Here is an 18,081-nt window from a genome sequence, read left to right on the forward strand (position 1 = left end):
GGCGCGGTGTCGTCGCCATTTCTACACGCCCGAGGTCCCTCGCTCAGGAGTCCTTCGAAGACCTGTTCCTACGCCGCGGCACTTCTCCGCGGAACGTAAGCCGCACTCATCGGTGCCCAGAGAACGAGGGACACAGCAGCAACCAGAGTCCACCGAACCGTTTGCCCGATCAGACGGTCGTAGTGAAATCCGAGTCAAACTATCCAATTGAGCGAAGCTGGATATAGTGCTGTTTGGGTCTTCTCCCCTACAGTTACCGGAGTAAGTAGTCTACTGGCCTGATCTTACTTCTCCTGTGTAATTCGGTAGTAGACGCCGATTGTGAGGACAGCTACGAGGAGGAGGTATCCAGTAGCCCACACCAATGAGAGAGTCGTATCTACGTCCGTTGTGAGTCCGGTATCGACCATCACACGGACGGGCCAATAGCCGGGGAGTAGTTTCATCCACCATTCGGGCTCGGACTGGATGAACAGCGGATCCTGGAAGAGTCCGATATCGAGCATCGGGAGAATCAGCATTAGCCACATCCCGGCTAGGCGGTCGAAAACGGCCCCGACGAGCATCCCGATGAGACCATACGTGACCGAGACGACGAGCATCGCTGCGACGAACCACCAGAGATGCTCAGGCTGGAAATCGACGAGCATCACGCCGACTGAGACGCCGGTAACGATGAGAGTGATTGCTGCGAGGACCCCAAACCGGGCAGTGATTACCTGTCGTGCACGATAGCCGGCGACTGCCAGACGACCGTCTGTGTCTTTGGCTTCTCGCATCAGGAACAACCCGGCGAGTCCCGCGATGAGGGCGCTCGTAATCGGCGTCATAATCACGCCGTGGACCTCAGGCATCCCTCGCATGACCGTCACCGTCTCACCGTCGACGAGCGTCCGAACCGGCATCTCGACGTCCTGGGTGACTGCGAACGCCAACGTGATGAACGAGACCGGTAGGACGACCAGTAGAGCGACGAGGACGTAGTTTCGCGCCTGTTCTTTGATGCCGATTGTGAACGCCGTTGTCGTACGACTCATGCGGACCACCCACCACTGGTGCGCATCGTCACTCCGAACACTGCGGTGACGAGTACAAGCAGGACTAGCAGGTATCCGGCGACGAAGCCGAGATCACCCGTCGTATATGTGCCTTGGAACATCGCCTCCTGAAGGAGTTCCTTTGGATGATAGAGCGGGAAGTATTCCACGAACTCGGGAACGTCGGCGGCCAGCGGACTGTCGCCACTGAGGAACGCATCCATCATTGCAAGGAACACCACGACGAGCGAGCCTTCGAACAGTCGTGGAAGGAGCGCCCCGACGAGTGCGCCAAGAAACGCATAGACGAGGCCGGCAAGTACGAGGAATACGAACGTCAGGACAGGGGCTCCCGGTGAAATCGTCAGCCAGAGAACGCCGTAGTTTACGGCAGCCACGACAACGGTCACTCCTCCGAGCGCCGCTAATCGAGTCGCAAGCAGTGTTCGGGGTGGATAGCCTGTCTGAACGAGTCGCCGATCGGCTGCACGCGCACTAATCATCTGCGCGAGTCCCATCAGGCCGGCAATGATGGCGACCCCGAATATCGCTCCGAGAAGGCGACCTAGCTCGATCGGAATCGCCTCGACCGTCGGCATACTTGGTAACCCAGCCATTGCTTGTCCCCAGCCTTCGATAACGACAATCGGAAGGAGAAGTGCTAGGACAACATTCAGGGGGGTTCTGAGGAAGGTGGAGACGTTCGCCCGAATCCCCGTCCAAACCCTATTCATCGGTCTCTTCCCCCCGTTCACTGGCCGTTGCATCAGTCTCGCCTTCCTGGTCAGTCACGTCGTAGACCTGTCCGTCACGAACCTCATAGATGCGGTCGAGACGACTTTGCTCTTCGATCAGGTGTGAAATCATCGTGACAGCTGTTCCGTCGGCAGCGAGTTCCTCGGCGAGATCCCAGAACGTGAGATACGTTTCCCAGTCGAATCCAGTGTAGGGCTCGTCCAGCATGAGGACGTCCGGATCGTGCATCAGGGCGATACTGAGATTGATTTTCTGCCGGTTTCCACCACTGAGTTGGTCGATTCGGTAGTCAAGGTACTGCTCGAAATCGAGTTTCGACGCCAAGCGGTGTTTGGCCTCGTCGATTTCTTCGGCGGTCATTCCGTATCCGGAACCGAACAGTCGGAACGTCTCTCCGACCGTCAAGCGGTCGTAAAGCAGTGGTTCCTGTGGACACCAGCCAACGGTTCCCGTCCGTTCGACTGTTCCGGAATCCTGTTCGAGGACACCGACGAGGATGTTCATGAGCGTGGATTTGCCCGACCCGTTCGCGCCGACGATCCCGACGATTTCCCCCGTCCGAATTTCGAGATCGGCATCGGTGAGGACGGTCACTGACCGCGTAAATGGAAAACTCGATCCGTACGTTTTTTCAATCTCATTAGCACGGACGAGTACCTTGTTGCTTGTAGCTTCTCCTTTGGTGGTTGTGGACGCTTCCATAGGTGTATACACACGCTTCTAATTCACTGCGATTACTGTTTCAAATCAAAACTATTTGCAGCAAACTCGTAAGCAATCAGGAATTGAGTATACAGCTAATGCTAGACTCTAAGCATCAGATTTCTCTTGACTTTCTGTATACTGTTCCCTATACGTTGTTTCACAGTTCTCACTGCAAAACTGCTGGAGTGAACCACCGACACGGGTGGCTAGTCCGTCTTCACCGACAGTGGTTCCGCAATTTGCACATTTGAGTGCGGATTCAGTCCCCTCGGCATACGCTGATTGAGCAGCGTTCGACAGCAGTTGTACGTCGTATCGCCGCACGTCAGTCAGTGGTAGATATTGCTGCGCCCAGTTTCCGACTGTATTCCGCGGCGGCGTCGCAACAGCTACGATTTCGCCCTCCGCAGTTGTGAATACGTGTTCTACGGCTGGGGTCTCGAGGATCGATTCTCGAAGAGAATCCGTCTTTCCGAGCTCAGGCTGGAGGCGTACCATGACGTGTATCCGGTTTTCGTACTGTGTGAGGTCGAGATCAACGGTGAATCGACGAATGACATCTTCTTGCTCCAACTGACGGACGCGTGCTGAAACGGACGGGGGTGAAAGATTTACAGCCTCAGCAATAGTGCTGTAGGGTCGTCTCGCGTTCTCCGCTAAAAGACGGAGGATTTCGCGATCCGTGTCGTCAAGTTCTGGTTGGGTCATCGAAAGGCGGAATGGGGGTGGGTGTGGGGGAGCTACGACGCAGGTGTGGGGTGTGACGGTTAGACGTACTCCTCCGGTGTCGAGGTGAACGTCTCCTTGCAGCCCTCGGCACAGAAGTAGTACGTCTGACCGTCGTACTCAGCTGTGGCCGCCGGATCACTTTCATCGACGTCCATTCCACAGACTGGATCAGTTGCCATTCGGTTTCACCCCACATCAATGGTACGAGGGCCTGAATCAAGCAATTTGTTCTTAGCAATCCAAAGTCGGGATACATAGCGATTTGAGCCGTGCTGCACGGTTTGGCTTTTCTGACTCCACAATCAACGGTTAGTACCTCACAATCCCGAACTATCGTTCGAGTATACCAACGGATTCCTATCTGTGTCCTATATAAATACTGGAGTCTGAACCAATTCTAAACCTATGGGTCACGATCCACCACACGACAATCACGAGCAGTGAAGACCCCACAGGTCCATCCAAATTCGTGGATGCTCAAGCGTCGACGTGACGATCCGATTCTTTCTTGCGCCGTGCAAGTAGCAGTCAAGTAGTCTCTAGTTCCGCAACGAAGATAACGTGTCGCAGGAACGGCAGCGCGTGGTGAGCCTTCCGTACCTGCTCAGTAATCGCTGGGGGATCGAGATCATACGCTCCTAACAGTCGTTCAATGAGAGCCCGGAGCGGGCTCGTGAGTAGCTGGAGGTACAGCGTCGTCCACTTTCGGAAGCGTCCGACGCTGTGTTTCGTGATATCTTCGACCGCTTTGAGCTCAAAGCTCGTCTCGTCGAGAGCAGCTTTGTATCCTTCAACAGTACCCAAGGACGGCATATCCCACGCATCCGCAAATGAATCGACCAATCTCCGTTCCGTTTCAGTCACGTCTGACTGCATCACGAGATCGGAGACTACGAGAACCCCCTCGGGTTCGAGGGTATCTGCGACTGTAGCGAAAACGCGATTCCGCTCGGGGAGGTATACGAGTGCGTCGATGGCTGTACACGCGGTAAACGAGTCCCTGGTAAACGGGAGTTGTGTCGCGTCACCGATGATGAACTCGGAATCGAGGTGCTTACCCCGTGCGTTCTCGGTTGCCATCTGGATGTTGTACGGAACGAGGTCGACACCAGTGACGTTGAAGCCGAACTGATAGGCGAGGTGGAGGGCTGGACCCCCCCGACCGCAGCCGACATCGAGGAGGCGCACTCCGTCGGTTGTGGGTAGATGCGACGCGACCCTTGAGCCGACTTCCGTGACGAGGCGACGTTGACTCGAACCGGCTATATGTGGCTGGTACCACTCCGAGTAGCCGAGATTGAGGAACTCGTCAGTATCGAACAGGAGGTCGAACGCCCGCCAGATATCGGCTCGCTCGCCGCGGTAAGAAAACTGGTCGGTGATTCGGTGGCGGAGAGTACTCTGATCCATCGGCCACCTACTCGAGTTCGGAAACCTCCGAATAGCAGTACTCGGATTCGTCGCAGTACGCGAGGTCGGCACACCCGCGAGGACGCTGGTAGTCGATTCCCTTGTGCCGTCGGAGATACGTCACGTATCCGTCGTCGACGCGGTCCAGGATGTCGTGACAGATCCACTTCTCCCTAACCCACGTAGTGCCCAGATTTCGGTACGGACACAGGAAGATCGTCCGTTCGACCGAATCAACCTGTGGCGTCTCGACGATCCGGACACCGACAAGGCGATAGGCGATGCGAAGACGGGTAACGACCGATTCTGGCGTATTCGCGCCGAGGAAAAGGACGTATGCAAGCACGTATCCGAGATCGTGGAGGAGTCGTCGAATCATTGTTTAGGGTGTCGACTGCCGTCCCAAAGTATCTTGACCAGGTGTTTTCTGTTCAGATTTCGGTGTACACGTCACCTGTCTTTCCGCCGCCGAGTTTGTAGACGGTGAATGTGTCGGACTTCGTCCCGCCCATCCCCGGCGATCCAGCCGGCATCCCGGGCAACGCGATGCCGTCAATCGCCGGCTCTTCCTCGAGCATCGTCGCGATAACCTCGGCAGGAACATGTCCTTCGACGACGTACTCGTCGAGGACGAGTGTGTGACAGCTCTGTAGATCCGATGGAATACCGTGTTGGCGCTTGAGATCCGTCACGTCCTCGGTTTCGGTTTCCCCGAGCGTCGTGTCGAGCTGTTCCCGCAGGTACGACGCATATTTTCCACAACAGCTACAGCCTGGTGAACTGTATTGTTGGGCGTTCGTCACCGCTAGCGTTCCCTCGATATCCCACTCATCCCCACTCGATGACCCCAAACAACCGGCGGTTCCGAGTGCGACTGTCGTCGCACCGACCCGTAGTAGTTCGCGACGAGTTACGGCCCGTTCCATATGCTCGTCACTTGGCTCGGAAGTATTCAATTGTACGTCGACCTTTCCTGTGTATTGAGAACGGATTCAAGCACGACGGGGAAGGTGACTTTCAGTTCTGAGGAGGAAACCCCAAAGGTCAGAGTCCCGTATTCGTCTCTATGTGGCGACCCTCATCGGTCGAGGGTGCTGCCGTGACGGTTTTCCGTCAACGAGCATATCGGCCTTAAATTGCGCCCAACATGACCCAGAGCATGACTCGTCGCACCGACTCCGACACTTCACTCCTCGAAACTGTGGGAAATACGCTCTCGTCGAACTGATGCGACTCCAAACGACGTCTCCACTCTTTTCGAAATAGACGTGCTATAGCGAGTTACTTGCGATAAAAGCCTCAAGTCACCACCCCAGAGACTGTTCTCCCGGTTTCGATTCTTAACAGAAAGCACGGTAAATCGTCGTTACGTATAGATATGTATGAACTCCCCCAGCCATCTAGAAGTTCGAGAAGGTGCGGACATCAACCTGTACAACCAGATCCTCATTCCACTCTACGGAGCTGATATAAGGGACTCAGTGGTCCAATATGGCCTATCACTTGCAGAAACGTATGATGCGGCTCTCCACGTATTATCTATTCAAGATGAGGAACGCACGGAGGTGGAATCCGACCAAGTCACTAAACAAGAGGAATGGGACGCAGCAGCGGTAATTGAACCCGTGGTGGATCAGGCCCACTCGCTCGGACTCAATGTGATACCAGCAGTGGATAGTGGGCACTCTCCAGGTGTTATTCGGGAATACGCTGAGGAGAATGATATCGATTTGCTTGTCCACCAGAAACCTACACAGACTAGATTAGCACGAATTCTCCGGAGAGACGTCTCCAGCCACATCATTCAAAATATCTCTCTTCCTGTCTTGACGATACCTGATATGGATCCCTCTGGTCCGGTAGGAGAGTTATCTACTAGTCAGTTCACAGATATTCTCGTGCCTACGGATGGATACGACGAGGCATCTGTGGCCTTCAAACATGGGCTACAAATTGCTAAACGGTATGATGCAACCCTACATGGACTTTTTGTCATTTCCGAACAGTCCTATTCGAGTCGGCCTGGATTCACGTGGGAAGAGGTCACTGACTCTTGGGAACAGCGGGGAACTCGGCTCTTGGAGGACATTACGGAGAAGGCAGCGACCTTGGACGTTCCTGTCCGAACTACGTTGAGCTTTGGTCAACCTCAGCAGGAGATTCTCAAATACACTGAGGTGACTGACATCGATCTTGTTACAATGGGGACACGAGGATTGACTGGCATTCGTCGGCTATTACAGGGAAGCGTCGCAGCTCAAGTGATCGAGGAAGCAGATTACCCCGTTCTAACGATTAACCGGGGGACAGCTGAATTGAAAAAACACCCGTACACCTTTCTTCGAAAGACAAACCAGAATCGGAAGTCAAGGCTATATTGAAATATTATTTGTAGTATACTAATTTCAGTATTAAATTCGTAAATTTCAATTGCGTATTGATTTCCGTTTCTTCTACCAAACCAAAGAGTGTTAAGTTCGTTCTGCTGAATAAAGCGTGCGTACTGACCAGAAGGAAAACCAAGAAACGATAGGGCTACTCCTGAAAATCGTATTTGTCTTCACGTTTAGGTACATAAGATGGACGTTAGTGCGAGCAACGCGAAAAGTTAACTGGCAAATGGCTCCACGGACTGAGTTGTTGAACTAGTCGTCCATGCCGGATGGGGTTTGGCCCGTAGTCGATCCCGACGGTGCCGACCCTGCGGCAAACTTGTAAACGGCGACGAGTCCCCAAATCACCAAGCCGAGCAGGATGATGCCCGCCCTAATGTCGATGGGGACCACTGCAGCGTGTTCGATTGCTCCCTCGCTATCGACTGGGTGCCCGGCTCCCAGTAGCATGTCGAGCAGGCCGATCACGACGACGCCCAAGACAACCAGGCCACCGCCGACGTACATGGCGATTTGGTCGGCCGTTGATAAGTCACTCATTGGTAGTCACCCGAGGAGTTTCCGTAATCGCGTGTTCTCGAACAGTTCCATCTCACGCAGGCGGTTATCGACTGCCAGGACGCCGCCCGCTCCAAGTGCCACAATGGTTCCGAAGACCATGATCCCAAGGAGTTCACCCGTGACCATACCGTTGGCCCAGCCGCCACCGTAGCCGTTGATGAAGTAGAAGAACAGCATCATGAAGGCACCGAAGAAGGCGGCGGTCCTCGTGAGGACACCGAGTATCAGCCCGAGACCGATGGCGGTTTGCCCAAGCGGTACCGCCACGTTGACGAACGCCAACAGGATGCCGTCGCTGAACGGCGTGACGAAGGGGGCGAGAATCGTGCCCTGAGCGGCTCCGCCGACGAACCAGCTGGCGTCGAAGGGCCACGCCCAGATCTTGTCAAGGCCGGCGTGGAGCATCCACCACCCGGCGGTCAGCCGGAGCAGCAGGATCCAATACGACAACCAGGCTCCTGAGACCGAGAACGACGTCTCAGTTCCGAGAAATCTCGTTCGAATGGATTGTGTTGACATGGCATACTTCACCTCACGACTGGGTTTATCAGAAGTGGTAAAAAGATTGGTGGTGGTTCGTGATCTCTAAGAGTCGGGGCTCATTGCAGGAACGCGGGTGTCAAAGGTGAGTTGGATGATCCTCAAGAAGGAATTCGGTCACCCTCAACGCACTGATTGTGTGCTGGGGCATGTAAGCAGGAGCACCGATGAATCTGAGCCCACCGATTTCTGGATTTCGGAAAATTCTGTTTGAGGGACTGAATTCATCTACTGATCTAATCCTTTGTACTTACCGATCCTCTCAGTAGCTAACAGATTCTGAGAATTTAACTCGAGTGGATATCAATCAATTAACTCCCACTGGTTAGTCATTCCTCCATAGACACGGTTTAAAACTCGTCGTCTCGAGAAAATACGGGCAAATAAAACAGGGTGGCGGAGGAGACGCAGTAGAACTGTACTCGGAGACCGGTCAACGTCTTCAATATCGATCCCGGCAGCGGCACGAATTGCTGCTCCCAGAACCTTGGGATTACGAGTTTCAAGAAAGTATCTCACAACTGTGGCGAAAATGTACTCCGTTTTCATCCTCTGATATAATCTATCAGGATAATTGTGTAATTGGCCTCTGTTAGCCAGCTCTGCGGCCAAGAATCCCGATTCAATGGCCTGTGAGATCCCCTTTCCGGTGAGTCGGTTTGCTATACCTGCAGCATCACCCACTCGTACGACTGAATGCTCCGGTAGATGGGTTCTGTCGGGATCAAGGCTTGGTCCCTCGGGAATGATTGCGACGTTCGTCCGTTCCTGCGACGGGACTGGCCACCCATTCCGCTCACAGGCTTCCCTCAATGCCTTCATATAATCATTAGGCCGGTCACTGACCGTCCAGCCGATACCAACGTTGGCTCGTTGCGATGTCTTCGGGAATGCCCACGAGTACCCTGTATAGTTCTCCAGAATTATCCGGCTGTTCGGGTACAACTCGGTGAAGTCCCCTTCGACATCACTGTTAAGCGCTACCATATATCCTGAATACTCGTTGGTTGTTCCGAGCGCTTTACTAGAGAGTGATGGCTGACCGGTTGCATCAACGACGAGATCATACTCATCGGTGAACTCGTGGAAATCTGTCCGTGTGATAGACTGGTTTTCGTGGATGTCAACACCCTTCTCTGAGAGTTGTTCTGCCCAGGACTGCTCAACGACATTTCGGTCCGTTATATATGTATCCGCAGCAGGAAAGGTGCCGGCTCCAGTGCGGTGGCGATCGGCGTCGATTCCGTCATACACCTCCACTTCCATCGCTGGCAGCGGGTTGAGAAAGCCGTTCTCTACAGTCGGTTCGAGTGGGATCTTCGATACCGCTGTCATCGCTTCTCCGCAATTAACGCCTTTGCTATCGTAGGACTGCCGCTCATATAGTTCGACGACGAATCCAGCGTCGTCGAATCCAGCAGCTGCTGCAAGCCCGGCCATCCCTCCACCTATTACCGCAATTTTGGACGTTCGAGTCATCGGTTTTTGCCAATCTTTGAGGCCATCGTTAAGCTCCCAACAGCATCCGAAGTGACCCACGAACGCCCATCGGGAGTCCGATCGCTCCGATGAAGAACGTCATAAGCCACCACCACGTGTGATTCATCTCCTCTTTCGCATCGGCGAGATACCACACGATGCCGACAGTCACGACGAGTTTCAGCACGAACGTCGATCCGGAGAATCCAGTCGCCTGGTACACGAGATTCGTCACGACCAGCTTTGGGGAGTAGCCGAGGAACGTCACACCGATGAGATTCTGCGCAGCGTCCCACAACTGGCCGAAAACGGCCAGCAGAATTAGCGGGTGTCGAAGGTGGGTGATATTGGCGAAACTCGTGCCCCAGTAGTAGAGTGCGGTTACGCCGAGCGCTATCCCCGTCGTCGCGACAGGAACCCATAGGCGGAGTGGGGTCGATGTCGAGAGGCCGTGCCAAACAGCCCACCAGACGGCCCCGACAGCCCACACCGACCCGACGAGCCCGACTGTTAGCGGGATAGATCCGATATTTTGGTCACGCAAGAGTGCACCGACACCGAGCGCGAGGATGGTGACAGCGGTGACGACGATGTAAATCGATGGCGTGATGAACCACACCGCGTAGTCCCCGAGCAGCCCGAGATCCTCGAGGGCGCGCATCGCCCCACCTGCGATGATGATCGGAGCGAACCCGTAGGCCAGTCGTGCGTCGAACGTGACGTCGAGTTGGTCGAGATACGCACGTAGTCCGGGGAGGCTGTATACGACTGCCGCGAGGTAGATTACCGTGTTCACCGCGTTGTAGCCCTGGACAGCACGAATCCCCTCGTGCGTGACTGGCTGACCGGCCGCATCGGCGACGACTGGTCCCCAGAGATACTGCCAGATGAACCGGTCGTAGACCAACGTCGGAAACACGAGGATGCCCCCACCGAGAAGGACGAGCGGGGCCAGCAGGTACAGCGCCCACCACTCGCGTGAGCCGGTCTCCGGAAGGACAGTCTCGACGCGGCGGGTGACAGTACTCACGACCCGTTCACCTCCAATCGCCACGTCGTGCTTTTCGAGCGCCCCCACTGTTCGAGTGAAACGATTGTGAGTTCGTCCTGGAGCTGGCTGAGGTACTGCGCGACTGCCTTGGGAGATCCGTCGAGGTCGCTGGCAATCTCGCGAGCCCGGAGGTATGTCGGTTCGCTACTGGCTGTCTCGACGAGGTACCTTCGAACCGTGTGCCGGGAAATATTCGACATTGATCTAGAGGTGACGGTTAGCGAAGAAATCCGAAGAGCTTGTAGTCGTGATCGGGGGTGTACCGCCGGAACAGGAGACTGTTCGTCAGCACCGACACCGACGAGAACGCCATTGCTGCTGCAGCGAGCACGGGCTGGAGGAGGCCGAGCGACGCTAACGGAATCATCGCCGTGTTGTAACCGAGCGCCCACACGAGGTTCTGTTTGATCTTCTGGAGTGTCGCGTCTGAGATTCGGATCGCCTTTACCACGTCGAGCGGGTCGTCTCGCATCAGCGTGACGTCTGCAGCTTCGATGGCGACGTCGGTGCCGGAGCCGATTGCTGTCCCGACGTGTGCGACCGCGAGTGCCGGAGCGTCGTTGACGCCGTCACCGACCATCATCGCCTGCCGGCCCTCGTCTTGAATACTGTCGACCGCGTTGGACTTGTCCTCAGGAAGGACTCCTGCGCGGACGTTCTTCGGGTCGATACCCACCTGTTTAGCGACCGCACGGGCAGTTCGCTCGTTGTCGCCCGTAATCATCATCACGTCAACTCCCCGCTCCTGGAGTGCTGTGACAGCCTGCTTGGAGCTTTCCTTCACTGTGTCGGCGTCGGCGACCACACCCACGAGCTCCCCCTCGTAGGCGACCAGCATCGCCGTCTTCCCCTCGTTCTCGAGGCGTTCCATCGTCTCCTCAGCGGGAGAGGGGTCGATCCCGTTGTCCCGCAGCAGCTTGCGGTTGCCGACCAGCACCTCGCTGTCACCAATGACTGCTTTGATCCCGTGGCCCGGAACGTTCTCGAAGTCGTCAGGCTCAGTCACGTCCAGGCCGCGTTCTTCGGCCCCTTCGACGATTGCACGGGCGAGCGGGTGTTCGCTGCCGCTTTCAGCTATCGCCGCCAGTCGAAGCACATCATCCTCTGAGAGGCGCTCACGGGTGCTGAGCTGTCCACCATCTGGGGTCGGCTCGCCACCGTCAGTCACCACATTTCCATCGCTATCAAAGACGACCACGTCGGTGAGTTCCATTTCACCCTCCGTGAGGGTGCCCGTCTTGTCGAAGACGACCGTGTCGACGTCTTTTGCGCGTTCGAGGATGTCACCGCCCTTGAACAGGACGCCGTTCTGGGCACCAATCGTCGTCCCGACCATCGTCGCTGCGGGCGTCGCCAGCCCCAGCGCACAGGGACAGGCGATGAGGATCGAGGACGCGAAGACAATTATCGCGAACTCGAAGACTGAAACGGTCCCACCGACCGGGGCCGGGCCGCCAGCAACCTGACCCCACAGCGGGAGCCAGTCGACGAAGCCAGCGAGAGCCTCGGGGAACAGGAACCAGACGACACCCCAGAGAAGGGCGTTCGCGATGACCGCAGGCACGAAGTACGCGGAGATGCGGTCGGCGAGATTCTGGATGTCGGGCTGGCGCGACTGGGCCTCCTTGACTGTCTGGACGATCTGTTGGAGGGCCGTGTCTTCTCCAACCTTCGTCGCCTCCACGACAAGGACGCCGTTCTCGTTAATCGTCGAGCCGACGACCTCATCGCCCTCCTCTTTCTCGACAGGCACAGATTCGCCAGTGACCATTGACTCGTCGACGGCAGACTGACCGTCGACAACGACACCGTCTGTGGGAATCTTCTCACCTGGACGAATTTTCATCCGGTCACCAGTTGTGACCTCTTCGAGTGGAACTTCTTCTTCACTGCCGTCCTCGCGGACAATGGTCGCCGTTTCGGCTTCCATTTCGAGGAGCTTTCGGAGGGCCTCACCCGCTTGGCCCTTCGACCGAGCTTCGAGATAGTTACCCAACGTGATGAACACGAGGATGAGGGCTGCCGTGTCGAAATAAAGTCCACCTGCAATGAGTTCAGCAAGGACTGCCACAGAGTATAGATAGGCCGTTGTTGAACCGATCGCAATCAGCACGTCCATATTGGCGCGGCCGTTCTTCACGATCGCCTTGTACGAGTTCTTATAGAACGGCCAGCCGAGGATCGCCTGTACCGGCGTGGCGAGGAGGAACTCAACCCAGCCAAGTTCCACACCGAAGACGGCTTCAGGGACGATCGCGCCACCGAGCAGATAATTGTCGATGAGGAAGAAGAGCAACGGTGCCGATAACACTGCCCCAAAGAGGGTCAACCTGAGTTGTTTCCGAGTTTCGGCTTGACGGGCGGCATCTCGTGCGTCCTGGCCCGACTCTTCGTCGGCACCATCTTCGCGGACGGGCGAGTAGCCAGCCTCCTCGATAGCATCGTACAGCGCACCAATAGATACTTCCGCAGGATTGTAGGTGACCTGTGCTTCGTCGGTTGCGTAATTGACCTCCGCATTAACGACGCCCGGAATATTTTCAAGAGCGGTTTGGTTGGTCTCGGCGCAGTTGGCACAGGTCATATCGGAGATGGCAATCGTTACCGTCTCAGAGACTGCGCCGTACCCGGCCTCGTCGATCGCGTCGTAGATTTCTTTGAGCGATACCTCTTCAGGGTCGTAGGTGACGGAACCCTCGTCGGTGGCGAAGTTCGCATCCGCCTCCGATACCCCGTCGAGCGATTCGAGAGTGTCCTGGATCGTCGCCGAACAGTTGGCGCAGGACATTCCCGTGATATCAAGATGGATTGTTTGGCTTGTCATGCTTGTTCTACTATACGGGGTCTAGGTTTAGGCGATTTACTGCTTCGAGAGGCGGGGTTTCGACTGCAGGAAAATTTGGATTCCAAAGACAGCGTTACGCTCCCTCTTCGAGTCGCTGATACCGATCGTCGAACCGTGTGAGACAGGACGGACAACAGAAGTGATAGATCTCTCCGTCGATTCTCGTCGTTTCACCTTGATTATCAACGGTATTGTTACATTCAGCACAGGTGAGTGCAAATTCGACGCCATCAACGGACGGCGTCCATTCAAGCTCGTCAATTAGCGTGACGGTGTAATCTGCTACATCGATCTCGTTAAAGAGTCCATCTACCCACTGACGTACGTTCTGGGCTTCAACACGGGCATAGAACCAAAGATCTCCTTCGGAGGTCGTGAAGACGTGTTCAACGCCATCTGACTCTCGAGCCCGCTCGCGGGCGGCCTCCAACGACGCTGAGCCGATTTCGGCCTGAATAAATACCGGTACACCAGCTCGGAGATGAGCCCGGTTGACGTCAATCGTGAAGTTGTTAATGATGCCAGCTTCCTGTAATCGCTTTACCCGGTCAGACACGGCTGGCCCCGACAAGTCGACCTCCTCGCCAATATCGCTGAACGGGCGGCGGGCGTCATCAGCGAGTAACGAGAGGATTTCTAAGTCGGTTTCATCCAAATTGCGCATACGACCGCTTCGTCTCGCAGGATACATTATTGTTGCCCACAACACACCTTCGAAATCGGTGATCCAGGGCTGCGACAACATTGGATTCTAAGCAGAAAACCACATAGAATACTCGCCCCTATCTACGAATGGATATGACTCAGACAATCACCGTCGAAGGAATGACCTGTGAACATTGCGAGCAGACCGTCGAAGAGGCACTCGAAGAAGTTGAGGGGGTTACGTCTGCTACTGCGGATCGTGACTCAGAATCCGCGACGGTCGAGGGGTCCGCTGAACGGGATGAGCTTGTGACTGTGGTCGAAGACGCTGGATACGATGCCTCTGCGTAACAAATCCCGATTCTCGTCGAATCGGATTCGGAGAGGGATTGATACGACTGCCAATCCCAGGTGTAGATACTATGACTGATACACTTCCGTTCGATGCCGTCCGCGAGCTCGACGTCGACGGGACGACGTACAAGATGGCCGATCTTCGAGCACTCGAAGAGCAGGGGCTCTGTGACCTCGACACGCTCCCTGTGAGCATCCGTATTCTGCTTGAGTCGGTGCTCCGGAACGCCGACGGCGAAACTGTTACTGCAGCGGATGTCAAGAATGCTGCTGGCTGGAAGCCAGACGTACCGGACGCAGAGGTTCCGTTCTCTCCATCACGAGTCGTCCTACAGGATCTCACTGGCGTGCCCGCAGTTGTCGACCTGGCGGCCCTTCGATCCGAAGTCGACCGCAAAGATCGGGACCCGACCCTGGTCGAACCAGAGATCCCTATTGATCTCGTAATCGACCACAGCGTCCAAGTCGACTACTTCGACTCCGAGGACGCCTACGAGAAGAACGTCGAACTGGAGTACGAGCGCAACGCCGAACGGTATCGCGCGATCAAGTGGGCGCAGAACGCCTTCGAGAACTTCAACGTCGTCCCGCCGGGGACCGGCATCGTCCACCAGGTGAATCTCGAGCATCTGGGCCGGGTCATCCACGCCCGCGAGCGAGACGGTGAGAAATGGCTCCTGCCGGACACACTCGTCGGCACGGACAGCCACACCCCAATGATCGGTGGCATCGGTGTGGTCGGCTGGGGCGTCGGCGGCATTGAAGCGGAAGCGGCAATGCTCGGTCAGCCGGTCACGATGAAACTTCCCGAGGTCGTCGGCGTCCGCCTCGAAGGCGAATTACCCGAGGGCGCGACGGCGACGGATCTCGTGCTCCACATCACCGAACGGCTCCGCGAGGTCGGCGTCGTCGACCGGTTCGTCGAATTCTTCGGTCCTGGTGTGGAGAATCTCACAGTCCCCGACCGGGCCACGATCGCCAATATGGCGCCCGAACAGGGCTCGACGATCAGTATGTTCCCGGTCGACGAGCAGACGCTCGAGTATCTCGAACTCACCGGGCGTGACCCCGCCCACATCGACCTTGTTCGCGAGTACCTCGAAGCGCAAGGGCTATTCGGAGAACAGGAACCGGAATACACCGAGGTGGTCGAGTTCGATCTTTCGACTGTTGAGCCGAGTCTCGCCGGACACAAGCGGCCACAGGACCGGATTCCGATGGGGGACGTGAAACAGAGCTTCCGGGGACTTCTCCACGGGGAGTTCGAAGACGACCTCGATGATGTCGACGAAGACGCCCTACAGCGGTGGCTCGGCGAAGGTGATGCAGCTGGTGCGGAGACCGACGGCGGTGTTCAGGTCGAACCCGAATCGGAACTGCACCCGTTAACCAAACGCGTTGAGGTCGACCTCGACGGTGAGACAGTGGAAATTGGACACGGAGACGTCCTCGTCAGCGCCATCACGAGCTGTACGAACACTTCGAACCCGTCGGTGATGATCGCTGCTGGTCTGCTTGCCCAGAACGCCGTCGAGAAAGGTTTAGATGTCCCGCCGTACGTCAAGACGAGTCTCGCACCCGGCAGTCGCGTCGTCACGCAGTACCTCGAGGAATCGGGCCTGCTTCCGTATCTCGAAGAGCTCGGGTACGCGGTCGTCGGCTACGGCTGTACCACTTGTATCGGGAACGCCGGACCACTTCCCGATCCCATCGAGCAAGCGATCGACGACCACGACCTCTGGACGACGAGCGTCCTCTCCGGAAATCGGAACTTCGAGGCGCGTATTCACCCGAAGATCCGCGCGAACTACCTCGCGAGCCCGCCGCTCGTCGTCGCCTACGGCCTCGCAGGGCGGATGGACGTCGACCTCGAGAACGAGCCGCTAGGCACCGACGAGGAGGGGGGATCGGTGTATCTGGCGGACATCTGGCCCGACGCAGCGGACGTGCAGGCAGCAATCCACGAGAACGTCTCTCCTGAGATGTTCGAGGAGAAGTATGCCTCTGTGTTCGAGGGTGACGAGCGGTGGGCTGCTCTCGACGCGCCCACAGGTGACGTCTACGAGTGGGACGACGACTCGACATACATCCGAGAGCCGCCGTTCTTCCAGGACTTCCCCCTCGAAAAACCCGGCGTCGCCGATATTGAGGATGCACGCTGCCTGCTGACACTCGGCGATACCGTTACGACCGACCACATCAGCCCTGCTGGCCCCTTCGGATCTGACCTCCCTGCCGGCCAGTGGTTGCTCGATAACGGCGTTGAGCCGCACGAGTTCAACACCTACGGCGCGCGCCGGGGCAACCACGAGGTGATGATGCGGGGAACGTTCGCCAATGTCCGCATCGAGAACGAGATGCTCGACGATGTCGAGGGTGGCTATACGATCCACCACCCAACCGACGAGCAGACGACCGTGTTCGAAGCCAGCCAGCGCTACCGCGAGGAGGGAGTCCCGCTCGTCGTGATGGCAGGCGAAGAGTTCGGTACCGGCTCCAGCCGGGACTGGGCGGCGAAAGGAACGGACCTACTCGGTGTTCGCGCAACCATCGCCGAGAGTTACGAGCGCATCTACCGCGACAACCTCGTCGGCATGGGTGTGCTCCCCCTGCAGTTCGATGATGGCGACTCGTGGGAATCTCTCGGTCTGGATGGGTCTGAGATCTTCACGATCCACGGCCTCGATGACGGGCTCGATGTGATGGACGAACTGACCGTTATCGCCGAGCGCGCGGACGGGTCGACTGTCGAGTTCCCGGTCACAGCACAGGTCGGCACGCCGGCCGCCGTGACCTATATCGAACACGGCGGCATCCTCCACTACGTCCTTAGACGGCTCCTCATGCGATAATCTCTCTCAACTGACTCTATTTCTGGAAGCACAAGCAACACGAAAAACTTTGAGTCCAAATTAGCGTTTCAATCGTGCGTAGACTCTGTTCGGATGATGCCCGCTACGTTATCCATCTGAGCTGAAACGTGTGCGCTCTCACCAGCAACATGCGTAATTAAATCGTCCAGAGTGATCATCCCGATAACGCTCCCGTCTTCAACAACCGGGACGTGTCGAGCACCCGCTTCGTTCATTTGTCTCAGGACTTTTGGAATCTCAGCATCTGCTGGCACAGTAAGTGGGTCACGCGTCATCACGTCAGCAGCTCGTACGTCGTCTCCACTCGTCTCGGCTGTGAGCACACTTAACTCGCTTTCCTCGGTGAGCAGGTTAGCAATCAGGTCTCGATCGGTGATGATACCAGAGATCTGATCGGATTCTTCGACGACCACGTACCTGGCACACCGCGATTGGGAGATCATCGTGTGAGCGATCTCGGCAACCGTGGCGTCAGGCGTGACACGGGCGACCGACTCATCAGCAATACGACCAATATCCATCCGGAGGTCAGTTGGTCTGGTACCCATGCTAATCAGTACGATTCATAACAGGAAATAGCTTAGCATCAGCTGGTCGTCATAGAAATCCCCGGCTCTGTTGAAATCCTCAGTATTTGATAGTTTTGTACCCTCAATCGATCAGTACAGGTAATGCAGGTATCGATCCAGATGTGAGAGCGATC

General features: G+C 56.4%; 19 protein-coding genes. 3 read left to right on the forward strand and 16 right to left on the reverse strand.

What is annotated here, in order from left to right:
- Positions 1–284: 284 nt before the first annotated feature.
- The 8 genes from EPY72_RS14770 to EPY72_RS14805 all read right to left on the reverse strand — a co-directional run bounded on the left by EPY72_RS14770 (position 285) and on the right by EPY72_RS14805 (position 5,563).
- Entirely contained in the window at positions 285–1,037 is a 753-nt protein-coding gene (locus tag EPY72_RS14770) for an ABC transporter permease (protein ID WP_004594612.1), read from the reverse strand.
- Entirely contained in the window at positions 1,034–1,636 is a 603-nt protein-coding gene (locus EPY72_RS14775) for an ABC transporter permease (protein ID WP_004594611.1), read from the reverse strand. Before EPY72_RS14775 ends, EPY72_RS14770 begins: the two co-directional genes overlap by 4 nt.
- A gap of 127 nt (positions 1,637–1,763) precedes the next feature.
- On the reverse strand, positions 1,764–2,387 hold the full coding sequence (locus EPY72_RS14780) for an ABC transporter ATP-binding protein (protein WP_004594610.1): 624 nt from the start codon (positions 2,385–2,387) through the stop codon (positions 1,764–1,766).
- 216 nt (positions 2,388–2,603) lie between these two features.
- Positions 2,604–3,206 carry an AsnC family transcriptional regulator gene (locus EPY72_RS14785; RefSeq protein WP_004594609.1) on the reverse strand — a complete coding sequence of 201 codons (603 nt, stop codon included), beginning with the start codon at positions 3,204–3,206 and terminating at the stop codon, positions 2,604–2,606.
- A gap of 59 nt (positions 3,207–3,265) precedes the next feature.
- Positions 3,266–3,406 (reverse strand): YHS domain-containing protein, encoded by a 141-nt coding sequence (locus EPY72_RS14790; protein ID WP_011222411.1) that lies wholly within the window; start codon positions 3,404–3,406, stop codon positions 3,266–3,268.
- Positions 3,407–3,755: 349 nt separating this feature from the next.
- Positions 3,756–4,637, reverse strand: coding sequence for a class I SAM-dependent methyltransferase (locus EPY72_RS14795; RefSeq protein ID WP_004594607.1), 882 nt, complete (start codon positions 4,635–4,637; stop codon positions 3,756–3,758).
- Positions 4,638–4,644: 7 nt separating this feature from the next.
- Entirely contained in the window at positions 4,645–5,016 is a 372-nt protein-coding gene (locus tag EPY72_RS14800; protein ID WP_004594606.1) for a hypothetical protein, read from the reverse strand.
- Between the two features lie 52 nt (positions 5,017–5,068).
- A complete protein-coding gene (locus EPY72_RS14805) occupies positions 5,069–5,563 on the reverse strand; it encodes a DUF411 domain-containing protein (protein ID WP_004594605.1) in 495 nt (164 codons plus the stop codon).
- A 456-nt stretch (positions 5,564–6,019) separates the two neighbouring features.
- On the opposite strand from EPY72_RS14805, the gene EPY72_RS14810 reads away from it, so the two are divergent.
- Positions 6,020–7,018 carry a universal stress protein gene (locus EPY72_RS14810; protein WP_135806940.1) on the forward strand — a complete coding sequence of 333 codons (999 nt, stop codon included), beginning with the start codon at positions 6,020–6,022 and terminating at the stop codon, positions 7,016–7,018.
- A 264-nt stretch (positions 7,019–7,282) separates the two neighbouring features.
- Here the strand turns inward: EPY72_RS14810 and EPY72_RS14815 are convergent, their stop codons facing one another.
- The 7 genes from EPY72_RS14815 to EPY72_RS14845 all read right to left on the reverse strand — a co-directional run bounded on the left by EPY72_RS14815 (position 7,283) and on the right by EPY72_RS14845 (position 14,170).
- Complete coding sequence (locus EPY72_RS14815) at positions 7,283–7,570, reverse strand: hypothetical protein (protein ID WP_004594603.1); 288 nt, start codon at positions 7,568–7,570, stop codon at positions 7,283–7,285.
- A gap of 6 nt (positions 7,571–7,576) precedes the next feature.
- Positions 7,577–8,122, reverse strand: a complete 546-nt coding sequence (locus EPY72_RS14820) for a DoxX family protein (RefSeq protein ID WP_244605591.1) — start codon at positions 8,120–8,122, stop codon at positions 7,577–7,579.
- Between the two features lie 312 nt (positions 8,123–8,434).
- Entirely contained in the window at positions 8,435–9,610 is a 1,176-nt protein-coding gene (locus EPY72_RS14825; RefSeq protein ID WP_135806942.1) for an NAD(P)/FAD-dependent oxidoreductase, read from the reverse strand.
- A 28-nt stretch (positions 9,611–9,638) separates the two neighbouring features.
- Complete coding sequence (locus EPY72_RS14830; protein ID WP_050050397.1) at positions 9,639–10,640, reverse strand: DUF63 family protein; 1,002 nt, start codon at positions 10,638–10,640, stop codon at positions 9,639–9,641.
- Entirely contained in the window at positions 10,637–10,861 is a 225-nt protein-coding gene (locus EPY72_RS20190; protein ID WP_004594599.1) for a DUF7123 family protein, read from the reverse strand. Before EPY72_RS20190 ends, EPY72_RS14830 begins: the two co-directional genes overlap by 4 nt.
- Before the next feature lie 17 nt (positions 10,862–10,878).
- Positions 10,879–13,485, reverse strand: coding sequence for a heavy metal translocating P-type ATPase (locus EPY72_RS14840; RefSeq protein WP_004594598.1), 2,607 nt, complete (start codon positions 13,483–13,485; stop codon positions 10,879–10,881).
- 94 nt (positions 13,486–13,579) lie between these two features.
- Positions 13,580–14,170, reverse strand: coding sequence for an AsnC family transcriptional regulator (locus EPY72_RS14845; RefSeq protein ID WP_049986206.1), 591 nt, complete (start codon positions 14,168–14,170; stop codon positions 13,580–13,582).
- Positions 14,171–14,304: 134 nt separating this feature from the next.
- On the opposite strand from EPY72_RS14845, the gene EPY72_RS14850 reads away from it, so the two are divergent.
- Both EPY72_RS14850 and acnA read left to right on the forward strand, forming a co-directional pair.
- On the forward strand, positions 14,305–14,502 hold the full coding sequence (locus EPY72_RS14850; protein WP_049938510.1) for a heavy-metal-associated domain-containing protein: 198 nt from the start codon (positions 14,305–14,307) through the stop codon (positions 14,500–14,502).
- 71 nt (positions 14,503–14,573) lie between these two features.
- Positions 14,574–17,357: an aconitate hydratase AcnA gene (gene acnA, locus EPY72_RS14855; RefSeq protein WP_135806943.1), complete on the forward strand. Its 2,784-nt coding sequence runs from the start codon at positions 14,574–14,576 to the stop codon at positions 17,355–17,357.
- Between the two features lie 68 nt (positions 17,358–17,425).
- On the opposite strand, the gene EPY72_RS14860 is transcribed toward acnA, so the two are convergent.
- On the reverse strand, positions 17,426–17,926 hold the full coding sequence (locus EPY72_RS14860) for a CBS domain-containing protein (protein ID WP_004594590.1): 501 nt from the start codon (positions 17,924–17,926) through the stop codon (positions 17,426–17,428).
- Between the last annotated feature and the right edge of the window lie 155 nt (positions 17,927–18,081).

The organism is Halorussus marinus, from assembly GCF_004765795.1.
In the GTDB taxonomy this organism is placed as follows: Archaea; Halobacteriota; Halobacteria; order Halobacteriales; family Haladaptataceae; genus Halorussus; species Halorussus marinus.